This window comes from Actinoplanes lutulentus, from assembly GCF_003259845.1.
Taxonomy (GTDB): domain Bacteria; phylum Actinomycetota; class Actinomycetes; order Mycobacteriales; family Micromonosporaceae; genus Actinoplanes; species Actinoplanes lutulentus.
Map to the genome: position 1 here is coordinate 258,531 of NZ_QLMJ01000010.1, position 12,996 is coordinate 271,526.

Consider the following 12,996-nt stretch of genomic DNA (forward strand, 5'->3'; position numbering starts at 1 on the left):
GTGTGTCGATTTTGGGTGCGGTTCGGACCCCAACTCGACACGGGGGCGGTGTTGGGGCCGTTCTGTGTCGGCTTTGGGTGGGTCACCCTGGCTCGCAGAGAGTGGAGGGCGTCCGACAGCCGCCAACGGGCGGCGGCCAGCGGGCGAACATCGGCAAGCGGCGGCAAACGCGGGCGGCAATCGGCGGCGGGCATCGGCGAGCGGTGGCGAAACGCGGGCGGCGGCCGGCGGGCGAACATCGGCGAGTGGCGGCGAATGCGGGCGGCTGGCGGTGGCACCGTGCGGCGGGCGGGCAGCGGCAAGCGGCGGCAACCGGCAAGCGGCGGCAACCGGCAAGCGGCGGCAACCGGCAACCGGCGGCAACCGGCGGCGGGCGGAGCGCTGCGGAACGGCTGCGGGTGGCGAGTGGCGGTGGGGTGGTTTGGGCTTGGGGGCGCCAGGGCCGGCGGCGGGAAGCGCCGGGGCATGGACGTCAGGGCCTCGGGACCACGGCACCTTGCGTTGGGCGTACTAAAAAAGGTTGAAGGTTTTTTGCAGGTAGAGGGCTACGCCATCGTTGTCGTTCGTCTCGCAGATCTCATCCGCCACCGCCTGCAGCGCCGGGTGGGCGTTGCCCACCGCCACCGCTCGGCCTGCCCAGGTCAGCATCGGGATGTCGTTGGGCATGTCGCCGAAGGCCAGGACCTGGTCGGCGGTGATGCCGTCGCGTTCGCAGAGCCAGGCCAGGCCGGCGGCTTTGGTGACGCCGGCGGCGGAGATCTCGACCAGGGCTGACGAGGAGGAGCGGGTGGCCTCGGCCATGCCGCCCAGGGTGTTGCTGACCAGCGCCAGGAAGTCGTCGGGGTCGGCGGACGCGGAGCGGGCCAGTAGCTTGACCGCCGGCGCTGACGTCAGCTCCGACGGGGAACTGATCACCTGGATCCGGTGGTCGCCGGCCCAGCGGATCGGCCAGGCCTCCTCGTGCAGGAATGAGCGGCCGTCCTCGACCTCGACGGCCAGGACGATGTCGGGGACGGCGTCGCGGAGGCGTTTTGTCACGTCGAGCAGGACGTCGACGGGCATCGAGTCGGCGCGCAGCACCTCGTCGGTGTGCGGGTCGTAGATGACCGCGCCGTTCGCGCAGACCGCCGGCAGCGGGTTGGGCAGCTGGTCCTGCAGCTGGTCGAGCCAGCGAAACGGGCGGCCGGTCACCAGGATGACCGGGACCGGAACCTGGGCCAGAACGTCCAGAGTGCGCCTGGTCAGGACCCGCTCGTTGTTGATCAGAGTGCCGTCGATGTCCGTGGCTACCAGGCGAAAGCTCATCACCTCGACAATAGCTCGTCCAAGAACACCGCCACACCGTCCTGATCATTGGTGAGCGTCACCGCGTCGGCTTGGGCGAGCAGCTCCGGGTGGGCGTTCGCCACGGCGACCTTGCCCCAGCCGGCCCAGGCGAACATCGGCAGGTCGTTCGGCATGTCGCCGAAGACGAGCACGTCCGCCGGATCGACGCCGACCGTCTCGGCGACCACGGCCAGGCCGGTGCCCTTGTCGACGCCGGCCGGGCAGATCTCCACGTAGTCGAGGCCGGCCTGGGTCACCGTGGCGAGGTCCGCCGGAACGACCCGGCGGGCGACCGCGAGCAGCTCGTCCACGTGGTGGTCGAACGACCGCGCGAACGCCTTGATCACTTCGCCGGTGAGGCACTCGGCCCGGGTACGCGTCTCGACCGTCACCGGGTAACGCCAGGTCGGGTCGTAGTCACCCCAGAGCGGGGACTCGTCGTGCTCCAGCGCCTCGAACATCACCGAGAGCGGGCTGCCGATCGCGGCCTCCAGGGCGGCGAGGGCCTGCCCGAGGGTTTCGCCGGGCAACCGGGCCTGGCGGAGGTACCGCGACTCGGCCTGGTCGAGCACCCAGCCACCCTGCGCCAGCACGAGGAAGTCGGCGACGCGGATGTCGTTGCGGACCAGTGAGGTGAGGCGCGGCCCGCGGCCGGTCGCCGCGACGATGCGGATGCCCGCCGCGCGAACCCGGTCCAAGACCTCGTGGGTGTACGCCGACACCGTGTCATCCGAGCGGACGAGGGTGCCGTCGAGGTCCGTGGCGATCAGTTTGGGGAGACCGGGCTTGAGCATCGTGACCTCCGAGGGTTTGGTGAAACCCCCGCGGAGGGCGGAAGGAGAACGCTACACCGGCTCGGCTACCAGCTGCCATGACAATTGGTAGCCGGCCGGTTGCGATCACTTGACGGGTTCGAGCACTTCCTTGCCGAGGAACGGCTGGAGCGCCTTGGGCACCCGGACCGAGCCGTCGGGCTGCTGGTGGTTCTCCAGGATCGGGATCAGCCACCGGGTGGTGGCGAGCGTCCCGTTCAGCGTCGCGGCGGTCTGCGACTTGCCGTTCTCGTCCCGGTATCGGACGTTGAGCCGGCGGGCCTGGAAGGTGGTGCAGTTCGACGTCGAGGTGACCTCGCGGTACCGGCCCTGCGACGGCACCCAGGCCTCGCAGTCGTACTTGCGAGCCGCGCTGCTGCCCAGGTCACCGGCCGCCACGTCGATCACCCGGTAAGGGATCTCGACCTTGGCGAGCATCTCCTCCTCCATGGCGAGCAGGCGCTGGTGCTCGGCGAGCGCGTTCTCCGGCTTGCAGAACGAGAACATCTCCACCTTGTCGAACTGGTGGACCCGCAGGATGCCGCGCACGTCCTTGCCGTGCGAGCCGGCCTCGCGCCGGTAACAGGTCGACCAGCCGGCGAACCGCTCCGGACCGTCGTTCAGATCGAGGATCTCGTTCGAGTGGTAGGCCGCGAGGGCCACCTCCGACGTGCCGACCAGGTAGAGGTCGTCGGCCTCGAGCCGGTAGATCTCGCTGGCGTGCGCGCCGAGGAAGCCGGTGCCCTCCATCGACTCCGGCCGCACCAGGGTCGGCGTGATCGACGGGATGAACCCGTGCTCGACCGCCTGCTGGATCGCGAGCTGCAGCATGCCGAGCTGCAGCAGCGCGCCGACGCCGGTGAGGAAGTAGAACCGCGAACCGGACACCTTCGCACCACGCTCGGTGTCGATCGCGCGCAGCGCCTCGCCGATCTCCAGGTGGTCCTTCGGGTTGGCGATCTCCGGCTTCACGCCGACCTCGCGCAACACCACGAAGTCGTCCTCACCACCGGCCGGCACACCCGGCTCGACGATGTTCGGCACGGCCAGGTGCGCGCGACGCAGTGCCTGCTCGGCCTCGCCTGCCGCGGCTTCCGCCGCTTTCACCTCAACCGCAAGGTCTTTGGTACGCGCTAAGAGCGCCGCCCGCTCGTCCCCTATTGCTTTGGCGACGTCTTTGCCGATGGACTTCTGCTCGCCCCGGACCGCCTCGAACCGCTGGGTGGCGGCTCGTCGCTCCTCGTCGGCGCGCAGCAGCACGTCGACCACCTCGGTGGACTCGCCGCGCGTTCGCTGGCTGGCGCGGATCAGTTCGGGGTCATCCCGGAGCAGACGCAGGTCAATCACGGTTGCCGAGCCTACCGGGGCGCTGGTCCGATCAGCACCCGGATATACCCCTGCGTCCCGATCGGCTAGAGCCGGTGTGGCTGATCGCGGTCTCCGGGGAACTGGGCGAACGGCGCTGACGGGGTGATGCTCAGCTCCAGCGGCGCGTCCGGCAGCGGTTCCTCGTCGTCCGTCCGGGTGATCACGCGGCGCTCGTTGTCATCCGGTTCCGGCGCGCGGTCCGAGATCCAGAGGGCGACCAAGGCGGCCGCCACTCCGGCCAGGGCGCACCAGATGCCTCGGCCGTACTCCACCACCGGCGGGTCGTCGTTGATCTGCACGCTCAGGAACCGGGAGACCAGCAGCGACTGGGAGCCGAGCATCTGAATCACCGCGAGGAGCAGGGCGATCTGCATGCCGCCGAGGCTCAGCCCGGCCAGCCGGGTGTAACGCCGGCCGGCCACCGGACCGAAAAGAGTCAGCACGACCGCGGTCACCAGCAAAAACAGACCACCGAGGTACGCCGCGCCGGCCCCACCGAGATCGATCAGGTTGGCCGGGAACATCTCGGACTGGACCGGCTCGCCGTCGACGAAGGCGATGTTGTCCATCGTCGTGACCTGCCACTCGGAGATCAACGAGGCGAAGGCCGCGACACCGCCGATCCCGGCGACCAGGGCCGGGACCCGCCGGTCCGAACCGAGGTCGCGAAGGTACGTGAAGCGGCGGGGCTTCTCCGCCGCCTCGGGCGCACCGAACTCGATCACTGACTCGGAATCGGAGGACATGCGCTCCATAATGGCCCCTTGCGTCGACTACGGACCAGCGGCCGCCGGATGGGCTAGCGTTCTGGTCATGCCTATTCGTACTGCTTCAGCTCGCTGGGAAGGGAACCTCACCGAGGGTTCCGGCACTGTCAAGACCGGTAAGGGCGGCTTGCAGGGGAACTACTCCTTCAAGTCGCGTTTCGAGGAGGGCGAGGGGACCAACCCCGAGGAGCTCATCGCGGCCGCGCACTCCGGCTGTTTCTCGATGGCGTTCTCGAAGGGCCTCGCCGACGCGGGCTTCACGCCGACGTCGGTGGAGACCGTCGCGAAGGTCCGGATGGACAAGGTCGACGGCGGCTTCGGCGTCACCGGCATCGAACTGGAGACCGTCGGCGACGTTCCCGGCATCGACGACACGACCTTCCAGAAGATCGCCGAAGGCGCCAAGGAGAACTGCCCGATCTCCAAGCTGCTCTCGCCGGGTGCTCCGATCACCCTGGTCGCGAAGCTCGTCTAGATCTTTTTTGGGCCCGGCGCGGTTCCGGCCGCGCCGGTTTCCCATCGAACGCTGTATTCCGGGCACAATTGCGACCGTGCCGGTGAACATGAGTCGTGAACGGTTCGAAGAGCTCGTCGGAGATGCTCTGGACGAGGTGCCCAACGAGTTGCTCTCCCTCATGAACAACGTGGTCTTCCTGGTCGAGGACGCCCCGCCGGACGGCGGCGACGACCTGCTCGGCCTCTACGAGGGCACGGCGCTCACCGATCGAGGCTGGGATTACGCAGGGACGCTCCCCGATCGGATCACCATTTACCGCAACGCCACGCTGCAGGTCTGCGACAGCGAGCAGGACGTGGTCGACGAGGTCGCGATCACCGTGGTGCACGAGATCGCCCACCATTTCGGGATCGATGACCAGCGACTTCACGACCTCGGTTGGGGTTAATTGCTCCCAGTTTCTACTCTGGGATCATGCGCAGCGAACTTTTCTCAGCGGAAAACCTCGAGAAGGAATCGGCTCAGCCCGGGCTGCGGCTCCAGAACTCCAAGCTGCTCAAGGCTGAGCTGAACGGCGAATTTCTGGCCCGGACCGGGTCGATGGTGGCGTACCAGGGTCAGGTGCAGTTCGAGGCACTCGGCTCGGGCGGCCTCGGCAAGTTCCTCAAGCAGAAGCTGACCGGCGAGGGTGTGCCGCTCATGCGGGTACGCGGCCAGGGCGACGTCTTCCTGGCCGAGCGCGCCGCCGACATCCACCTCATCGACCTGGAGCAGGGTGACGCCCTCTCCATCAACGGGTCGAACGTGCTGGCCTTCGACTCGACGCTCAACTACGACATCAAGGTCGTCGGCGGCGCCGGGATGATGTCCAACGCCGGCCTGTTCAACTGCGTCTTCACCGGCGCCGGGCGGATCGCCGTGATGACGAACGGCACGCCCGTGGTGCTCAACGTCGACGCGCCGACATACGTCGACCCGCAGGCCGCGATCGCCTGGTCGGCCTCGCTGCAGACCGGGTTCCACCGGGCCGAGCAGTTCAGCTTCGGCACGCTGCTGGGCCGCAGCACCGGTGAGCGGTTCACGATGAGCTTCAGCGGCCGCGGCTTCGTGATCGTGCAGCCGTCCGAGGAGCCCCCGGGTGGCCTGGCCGGCGCCGGTCAGGGTTCGTCGAAGTCAAGCGGCGGTGGCGGCATCCTGGACAACCTCTTCGACGACTAGACCGGGTTGCGCAGCTGCTCCAGCCAGGCCGCCGAGTCGGCGAAGTCGGTGTCGGAGAGGCCGCGCGGCGGCGCCACCGGCGACTCCGGCTGGAGCCGGTGCTTGGGATAACTACCCAGGAACCGCACCTCGGCGCAGATCCGGCGCAGGCCCTGCAGGGCCTCGCCGAGCCGGGCCTCAGCCACGTGCCCGGTGCAGTCCAGGAAGAAGACGTACGTCCCGAGCTGCTCACCGGTCGGGCGGGACTCGATGCGGGACAGGTTGATGCCCCGCACCGCCAGCTCGGTGAGCACCGCGAGCAGCGCGCCCACCTGGTCGTGCCGGATCGAGACGGCCAGCGACGTCACGTCGTCGCCGGTCGGAGCGGCCGGCGCGCCCGGGCGGGTGAGCAGCGCGAAGCGGGTCACCGCCTCGGCCCGGTCGGCCACCTTCTCGGCGAGCACGGCCAGGTTGTTGCGGGGCACGCCGATCGGGGCGCAGATGGCCGCGTCGTACTCCCCGGCGGCAGCGCTGAGCGCCGCGGTGGCGTTGGAGAGCACGTCCACCACGACGGCGTCCGGCACGTTCGCCTGGAGCCAGTGCCGGCACTGCGCGGACGCCTGCGGGTGCGCCGCGATCGTCCGCAACTCGGCGAGCGGCGTGAGGGTCCGCGCGGCCAGCACGAACTCGACAGGCAGCAGCACCTCTCGCGTGATCATCAGCGGGCTGCCGGTGATCAGCTCGTCGAGGGTGACCGGGATGGCCCCGCCGACCGAGTTCTCCAGCGGGACCAGGGCGGCGTCCGCCTCGCCCGAACGCACCGCTTCGAGGGCCTCCGGGACGCTGCGGGCCGGGGTGCGTACCCCACGCTCGGCGGCCGGGAGGGTACGCAGAGCGGCCTCGGTGAAGGTGCCCTCCGGACCGAGGTATGCGAATCGTGTGGGCGGCGTACCGGGCATCGGGCCAGTCTATGTGTTCGGACGGTTCAGGAGCCGCAGGCCAGTACGCGGATGCCGACCGGTGCCTCGGTCTGGACCCGGGGGTTGCAGACGTCGGTGCCGGCGGTGACCAGGGTGAGGGTGCTGCCCTTGCCGGTGGTGACCACGGAGAGGGTCTCGGCGTCCCCGGTGGCCAGCTTGACCGTGGTGAACGACCAGACGCCGGAGCAGAACGGGCCCTCGTCGACCTTCAACGTGGCGTCCGGAACGGCCGGGTTGCCCTTGAGCAGGGCGAGGATCTGTTTGCCGGTCGGTTCGCCGGTGCACTTCTTCGCATGCGACAGAGTGGGTGACGGCGTCGGCGAGGTGGTGGTCACCGGCGAGGTCGTCGGAACCGTCGGAACCGTCGGGACCGTCGCGGTCACCGTGGGATAGGTCGGATACGTCGTCGGAAGTGTCGCGATGGGCGGCGCTGTCGTCGTCGGGTCCAGCGGAACGAACGTGACAGGCGGCAACGACGGGATGGCGGCCACGCTGGGGGCGCTGACCACGGGTGCGGGGGCATCCACGGGGGCCGCGGGTGGCGGCGCACCGCAGCCGGCCATCAGCAGGAGACCTGCGACCGGGAGAAAACGGCGTGTGCGGGGGGACACCGGCTCATCGTAGGAGCCGGGCGGTCATCCGGCGATACGGTGGCCGACCGAAGTCAGGGTGTTGACCGCCTCGGTGAGGCGTACCGACGGGACCAGCAGGTAATCCGTGTCGTACGTCGAGAAGGTCACGATGTTGACGCGGGCCTCGGCGAGCGGGCCGACCAGCGAGGCGAGCACGCCGGTCATGGTCAGGTTCAGATCCAGGCCGGTCACGCGCAGACATCGCCACGCCGTGTCGGCGATCGCGTCGGCCGGAGCCCGGTGCTGGGGACAGATGATCGAGAGCTCGTCGACGCCCCAGGTCACCGAGATCACGCTCTTGTCGTCCGGACCCGTCGTGAGGGAGGCGGGCAGGGTTGAACCGGCGGGCAACCGGCACACCGCGTACTCACCTGGTAACAGGTCTAGATCCAGCATGAGGGCAGACTACGTTGCGGGCGTGTAACGACCAATGCCAGTCAGCTGCGGCAAACGCCACACCTTCGAGGACAAAGCGGACGTCAGTACCGTACTGGGGATAGGAAGGTCAGCGAACCGGCCACCCGATCACCCGCCAGCAACGGCGTGGAGACAGCGTCGACGGTCAGCGGAGGGTCGCCCGCCACCCGCAGCAGCCCGCGCGCGAGGCGCTCGCTGCTCACCGCGAGCAGCGGCGGAATCTTGTCCGCCTCGGGCTCCTCCAGCCGGCCTGCGCCGGCGGTGAAGTCGATCAGCTGCAGTGCGGAGTTCAGCCGCTGGCCCAGCGCCTCGGCGGGCTTGCCCAGGCCGAGCAGCTCGCTGCATGAGGGTGAGACGGCCAGGATCAGACCGCTGTTGTCGATGACCAGACACGGCTCCTCGGCGATCGCCACCGCCGCGCTCCAGCGCTCCACGCTGGTGACGAACTCGGCTTCGGCTGGTGTCCGGGCCTGGGGTACGAACGCTCCCGAGAGGGAGAGCTCAACATGCGCCACCCGCTCCTCCTCGTATCCATCGCGGCGACCGCCGGCGCGGCGATCGATCACTCGATCACGGCGCCGGCCGTCGACGACGTCAGGAAGGAACGTTACCGGCGGGTCGGCCGCTTGTCAGCGGCCGTCTGTCCGTTGCTGTACCAACGGTAGTCACCAGCGGGCCGATAGGGCGCATTTGCCCAGGTTCCCGGGTGGTGTGCCACGGCTGAGAGTTTGCTGGCGGTAGCCGGGGAGATTTTCGCGCCCCCGGCGATCAGCAAGCGGTCAAGCTCCTTGTCGGTGGCGACGAGGCAGTCTTTCGGTAGACCGTGGACGCTGATGACGCCCGATCCGACGAATGCCAGCACGGCTGTCACCGGCACATTCATCCCGACGGCGGCGGAGAGTGCCTTGGCAGCCCGGCGTGCGTCCCGGCGAGCCTCCGCGATGTACTGCGGGCGCTTTCCGTTGATCTGCACGACGTCGCCTGCGATCAGGACGCGGGACCGGCCGTGGTCGGCGACGGTGACCGCATAGACACCGCCGGGACCGATGGCGAGGAAACCGGCGCGCTCGTCGGCGGGATCGGGCTCGGCGTACGCCTGCATGACGTCCGTGCGAGGCCAGTCGACGATGTGCCAGTTGGGCCCGAGACGGTCGAGTCGCGTCAGCGCGCGAGCTCCGGCTGCCTCGAGACGCCGTGCGTCGCGGTCGGCGCGACGACGCCGCGCCCACTCGGCGGGCGTGAGACGAGGAGGCTCCAGGGCGGATGGCCCCGGATGGTGTTGGTCAGAGGGCGTGAGTGCCCTGGTCGGGACGGGAAGAGCGGGGCGGGCGGGGAAGACAGTCACTGCGACCTCCGGCAAAAGGTCAGTTGGGCTCTCTTTTCCAACTACCGTACGTGCTCGTGTGCCTACGGAACAGGTCTGGAGAGTGGAAAGAAAGGTGAAGGACTATGGATGAATGCCGCATTCACGGACAACATCTTCTTTCGGATGGTGCATGTGTACGCCTGAGTGCCGCAGTCTCGTCGCACCCTGACAAGTTATCGCCACCGTCCGTGGGATGCATGGTCGTCCCAAGATCTAGTCAGAACGTCACGACCTGATCGCACTCGGTACCCGCTAACGTCGGCGATGTGTACGTCGACAGTGAAGTGAGCACCCTGCGCACCGTCCTGCTGCACCGGCCCGGCGCTGAGCTGGCCCGGCTGACGCCACGTAACAACGACTCCCTGCTCTTCGACGCTATTCCGTGGGTCGGCAGGGCCCAAGAGGAACACGACTCGTTTGCCGAGGCCTTACGGTCCCGCGGCGTCGAGGTGCTGTATCTCGAAACGTTGCTGACCGAAACCCTCGCCGTGGAGCAGGCCCGCGAGGAGCTGACCGCGGGAGTGCTGGCCGATCCACGCCTCGGCGACTCGTTGCGGGCGGTCGTCACGTCGTACCTTCGCGATCTGGAACCGGCGCGCCTGGCCGGTGTCCTGATGGCGGGCCTGGCGCACGAGGAGATCAAGCCCGGCGCCGGCGGCCTGGTCTACGAAATGATGGACCGGTACGACTTCGTGATCGACCCCCTGCCGAACCTGCTCTTCACCCGCGACTCGTCGGTCTGGGTGGGCGACCGGGTCGCGGTCACCAGCCTGGCCATGCCGGCCCGCCGCCGGGAGACCACGCTGACCCAGGCGATCTACCGCTATCACCCGCGCTTCGCCACGGCGCCACTGCTGTACGACCCGGCGCTGGAACACGTCGAGGGCGGCGACGTGCTGGTCCTGGCGCCCGGGGTGCTCGCGATCGGCGTCGGCGAGCGCACCACACCGGCCGGCGCCGAACGTCTCGCCCGCCGCGTGCTGTCCGCCGGCCTCGCGCACACCGTGCTGGCCGTGCCGATCGCCCAGGAACGCGCCACGATGCACCTCGACACCGTCTGCACGATGGTCGACGTCGACGCCGTGGTGATGTACCCCAACGTCGCCGGCTCGCTGGTGGCCTGGACCGTGACCGCCGGGCTCGACGACGAGCTGTTGGTCCGCGCGCCACGCCCGTTCCTGGAGGCGGCCGCCGAGGCGATGGGCATCGACCACCTGCGGGTGATCGACACCGGACTCGACCCGGTGACCGCCGAGCGGGAGCAGTGGGACGACGGGAACAACACGCTGGCGCTCGCCCCTCGGCTCTGCGTCGCTTACGAGCGCAACGTGGAGACGAACGCCCAGCTGGAACGCGCCGGGATCGAAGTGATCCGGATCAGCGGTTCCGAGCTGGGCAGCGGCCGGGGCGGCCCGAGGTGCATGAGCTGCCCGATTACGCGTGATCCGCTAACTAGCCGATAACGGGTCAGCGGAGGGTGAGCTGGCGGCCGATCAGGCCCTGCTTGGCGCGGCGGGCGGCCGCGTCGAGGGGCTCGTTGACCGCGAGGGTGTCGGCGTACCGCTTGGCGAAATCGGCCAGCGGGGCCTCGAAGTCGGTGCCGTCCGGCTCGCCGGGGACGTCCCAGACCGGGACGAGCACGCCGTGGGCGCGGAACATGCCGGCGAACTTGGTGTTCTCGCCGAGCAGGAGCTCGCCCGCGGCGGAGAGCCGGGCCAGCGCGTCCAGAGCCTGGTCCTCGGCCTCCGGGAGCACCCAGCGGATGTGGCTCTTCTCCGGGGCGACCCGGCACCAGTACGCGGCCTTCGCGGCGGCGAGCCGGATTGTCGGGTAGATGGAGGCGTTCGCCCGCTCCAGGGACGCCCGCACGTTGGAGTCCTGGATCTGGTCGGCGTCCAGCCAGTACTCGAAGCCGTCGTGCATGGTGATGTCGAGCGGGCCGTCGACCAGGAGGTCCTGCAGGCGCGGGCCCTCGCCGGGCAGCGCCGGGACGGCGACCGTGTCACCGGGCTTGGTCTGCAGCGCGCTGAGGATCGCCACGGCCAGGTCGCGGGAGACGTCACCGGACTGGACGTGCCGCTGAAGACCGATGAAGACGCGGCCGTCGGCCCGGGTCATCGCCGGCCAGGCCATCGGCAGCACGGTGGAGAGGGTGACCGGGCGGTCGCCGAACTCCTCGACGACCTCGGGCTTGAGGGTCAGCGGCGCGGAGGCCGCGGGGACCAGCTCGCGCAGCGCGACCCACTCCGGCTCATCGGCCAGGCCCTCGAAGGGGCGGGCGACGAAAATGTCGCGCAGCTTGGTCTTCGGGGCGGTTTCGCGGGACTTACGACGCTTGCTCACGAGGAAACAGCGTAAGCGGTTGTTCCTCGGAACCCGTGACGTGGGCCACCCCGTGTCCGGAAATGGGAGGATTCAGGCACGCGGAAGGCGTACTTCGGCGACCGTGCCACCGCTGTCCCTCGGGCGTAGCGAGACCCAGCCGTTCTGGCGCTCTATCAACCGGCGGACCAGGTAGAGGCCGAGCCCGGCGCCGGGCTGGCGGCCGTTGTCGCCGGCCCGCCAGTAACGCTCGAAGGCACGCTCCACGTTTTCCGGTGCGATGCCGACGCCCTGGTCGGAGACCCGGAACCGCAGCGTGTCGTCGTCGGTGCCGGCACAGACCTCGATCGGGGTGTCCGGTTCCGAGTTCCGCTCGGCGTTGGTGGCCAGTTCGGTGAGGATCGTGGTGATGGAGTCGCGGTTCCCGTACGCCTTCGGCAGGCCGGGCGGCAGGTCGCCGAAGCGGATCCGTCCCCGCAGGGCGCCGGGCAGCTCGCCGGCCGCCGCACGCAACGCCTCGGCCAGGTCGAACGGGCCGGCCGCTGACGTGCCGACCGAGCCGTCGTCGGTGGTGGCCGAAAGGAGACGGTCCAGCAGACGGGCCAGCTCGCCGGCACGGGTGCCGATGACCCGGACGGCCTCCCTGCGCCCCGCCTCACCGAGGGTCTCCCAGTGGTTGGTGAGGGTGTCCGCGTACCCCTTGATGACCGTGACCGGCGTCCGCAACTCGTGGCTGGTGACCGCGACCCAGAGGTCCCGGTCCTCCTGGCGCAGGGCCTGCTCGGGCGCCGGCTCCGGGTGCACCGGGAGCCCGGCCTGCCGCCCGTAGAGACGGCCCAGGTGGCCGGCGATGAGCTCCATGACGGCGTGGTGCTCGGGGCCCGGGTCGTCGTCATCGCCGAAGTAGACGTGCAGGGAGCCGACCACGATGCGGTTCATCTCGCAGCGGGCGCCGAGCATGTGGCGCAGCTCCCCGCCCTCGATCTTGCCGGCGAACGCGCTGTTCACCGAGTCGAGAGGCAGCACCGCCGGGTTGCCGGGCCGCTCCACGCGGCGGCCGAGCGCCGGCTCGCAGACCCCGGTGGCCGAGATGATCCGGGCGTGGCCCGTCGCGTATTCCGCGAAGCCCGCGCCGCGTGCCCCGAGCACGTCCTGCGCGAGCCGGACGAACTGCTGGAGCACGGACAGACCCGGCTCACCCGCGTTGACGCGGTCGAGCGCCGCGATCTGACCCCGGGTCAGTGTCACGTAGTCGGGACGGCGGTCCGGCATGTCTGCGAGTCTGCCTCGCCCGCCGGGTTTTGGGCAGATGAACCTAAGCGGATCCTGCAGCTGGTGGCCGTTGAGTGTCG

Annotated in this window: 15 protein-coding genes; 4 read left to right on the plus strand and 11 right to left on the minus strand. The window is 69.5% G+C overall.

The features are described from left to right. Positions 1–510 precede the first annotated feature (510 nt). From B0I29_RS22540 to B0I29_RS22555, 4 genes are all read right to left on the minus strand, one after another. Positions 511–1,308: an HAD family hydrolase gene (locus tag B0I29_RS22540; RefSeq protein ID WP_181557922.1), complete on the minus strand. Its 798-nt coding sequence runs from the start codon at positions 1,306–1,308 to the stop codon at positions 511–513. Continuing rightward, positions 1,305–2,120 carry an HAD family hydrolase gene (locus B0I29_RS22545; RefSeq protein ID WP_111651017.1) on the minus strand — a complete coding sequence of 272 codons (816 nt, stop codon included), beginning with the start codon at positions 2,118–2,120 and terminating at the stop codon, positions 1,305–1,307. The genes B0I29_RS22540 and B0I29_RS22545 overlap by 4 nt, the downstream gene beginning before the upstream one ends. A gap of 105 nt (positions 2,121–2,225) precedes the next feature. After that, positions 2,226–3,485: a serine--tRNA ligase gene (serS, locus tag B0I29_RS22550; RefSeq protein ID WP_111651018.1), complete on the minus strand. Its 1,260-nt coding sequence runs from the start codon at positions 3,483–3,485 to the stop codon at positions 2,226–2,228. 65 nt (positions 3,486–3,550) lie between these two features. Further along, positions 3,551–4,252, minus strand: a complete 702-nt coding sequence (locus B0I29_RS22555; protein ID WP_146616860.1) for a hypothetical protein — start codon at positions 4,250–4,252, stop codon at positions 3,551–3,553. A gap of 67 nt (positions 4,253–4,319) precedes the next feature. Between B0I29_RS22555 and B0I29_RS22560 the strand changes: the two genes are divergently transcribed. The 3 genes from B0I29_RS22560 to B0I29_RS22570 all read left to right on the plus strand — a co-directional run bounded on the left by B0I29_RS22560 (position 4,320) and on the right by B0I29_RS22570 (position 5,948). Further along, the gene (locus B0I29_RS22560) at positions 4,320–4,748 is read left to right on the plus strand and encodes an OsmC family protein (protein WP_111651020.1); all 429 of its coding nucleotides are present in this window, start codon (positions 4,320–4,322) and stop codon (positions 4,746–4,748) included. 82 nt (positions 4,749–4,830) lie between these two features. Then, a complete protein-coding gene (locus B0I29_RS22565; RefSeq protein WP_181557928.1) occupies positions 4,831–5,178 on the plus strand; it encodes a metallopeptidase family protein in 348 nt (115 codons plus the stop codon). A 26-nt stretch (positions 5,179–5,204) separates the two neighbouring features. Further along, positions 5,205–5,948, plus strand: a complete 744-nt coding sequence (locus tag B0I29_RS22570) for an AIM24 family protein (protein WP_111651021.1) — start codon at positions 5,205–5,207, stop codon at positions 5,946–5,948. Here the strand turns inward: B0I29_RS22570 and pheA are convergent. The 5 genes from pheA to B0I29_RS22595 all read right to left on the minus strand — a co-directional run bounded on the left by pheA (position 5,945) and on the right by B0I29_RS22595 (position 9,301). Next, the gene (gene pheA, locus B0I29_RS22575; protein WP_111651022.1) at positions 5,945–6,886 is read right to left on the minus strand and encodes a prephenate dehydratase; all 942 of its coding nucleotides are present in this window, start codon (positions 6,884–6,886) and stop codon (positions 5,945–5,947) included. The two genes, B0I29_RS22570 and pheA, sit on opposite strands and share 4 nt — an antisense overlap. A gap of 26 nt (positions 6,887–6,912) precedes the next feature. Continuing rightward, on the minus strand, positions 6,913–7,518 hold the full coding sequence (locus B0I29_RS22580; protein WP_111651023.1) for a hypothetical protein: 606 nt from the start codon (positions 7,516–7,518) through the stop codon (positions 6,913–6,915). Positions 7,519–7,542: 24 nt separating this feature from the next. Continuing rightward, positions 7,543–7,935, minus strand: a complete 393-nt coding sequence (locus B0I29_RS22585) for an ACT domain-containing protein (protein WP_111651024.1) — start codon at positions 7,933–7,935, stop codon at positions 7,543–7,545. An 83-nt stretch (positions 7,936–8,018) separates the two neighbouring features. Beyond that, the gene (locus tag B0I29_RS22590; protein WP_111651085.1) at positions 8,019–8,471 is read right to left on the minus strand and encodes a PAS domain-containing protein; all 453 of its coding nucleotides are present in this window, start codon (positions 8,469–8,471) and stop codon (positions 8,019–8,021) included. 92 nt (positions 8,472–8,563) lie between these two features. Further along, on the minus strand, positions 8,564–9,301 hold the full coding sequence (locus B0I29_RS22595; RefSeq protein WP_111651025.1) for a hypothetical protein: 738 nt from the start codon (positions 9,299–9,301) through the stop codon (positions 8,564–8,566). 287 nt (positions 9,302–9,588) lie between these two features. On the opposite strand from B0I29_RS22595, the gene B0I29_RS22600 reads away from it, so the two are divergent. Beyond that, on the plus strand, positions 9,589–10,785 hold the full coding sequence (locus B0I29_RS22600; protein ID WP_111651026.1) for an arginine deiminase: 1,197 nt from the start codon (positions 9,589–9,591) through the stop codon (positions 10,783–10,785). A 4-nt stretch (positions 10,786–10,789) separates the two neighbouring features. Here the strand turns inward: B0I29_RS22600 and B0I29_RS22605 are convergent, their stop codons facing one another. Together B0I29_RS22605 and B0I29_RS22610 are read right to left on the minus strand one after the other, a co-directional pair. Further along, positions 10,790–11,665: a DUF5926 family protein gene (locus B0I29_RS22605; protein ID WP_111651027.1), complete on the minus strand. Its 876-nt coding sequence runs from the start codon at positions 11,663–11,665 to the stop codon at positions 10,790–10,792. 72 nt (positions 11,666–11,737) lie between these two features. Beyond that, positions 11,738–12,916, minus strand: a complete 1,179-nt coding sequence (locus tag B0I29_RS22610) for a sensor histidine kinase (RefSeq protein WP_111651028.1) — start codon at positions 12,914–12,916, stop codon at positions 11,738–11,740. Positions 12,917–12,996 lie beyond the last annotated feature (80 nt).

Bases quoted from the DNA above. Each gene is read 5' to 3' on its own strand.
- B0I29_RS22545 (WP_111651017.1), bottom strand. From the start codon at position 2,120: ATGCTCAAGCCCGGTCTCCCCAAACTGATCGCCACGGACCTCGACGGC.
- B0I29_RS22555 (WP_146616860.1), bottom strand. From the start codon at position 4,252: ATGTCCTCCGATTCCGAGTCAGTGATCGAGTTCGGTGCGCCCGAGGCG.
- B0I29_RS22560 (WP_111651020.1), top strand. From the start codon at position 4,320: ATGCCTATTCGTACTGCTTCAGCTCGCTGGGAAGGGAACCTCACCGAG.
- B0I29_RS22570 (WP_111651021.1), top strand. From the start codon at position 5,205: ATGCGCAGCGAACTTTTCTCAGCGGAAAACCTCGAGAAGGAATCGGCT.
- pheA (WP_111651022.1), bottom strand. From the start codon at position 6,886: ATGCCCGGTACGCCGCCCACACGATTCGCATACCTCGGTCCGGAGGGC.
- B0I29_RS22585 (WP_111651024.1), bottom strand. From the start codon at position 7,935: ATGCTGGATCTAGACCTGTTACCAGGTGAGTACGCGGTGTGCCGGTTG.
- B0I29_RS22610 (WP_111651028.1), bottom strand. From the start codon at position 12,916: ATGCCGGACCGCCGTCCCGACTACGTGACACTGACCCGGGGTCAGATC.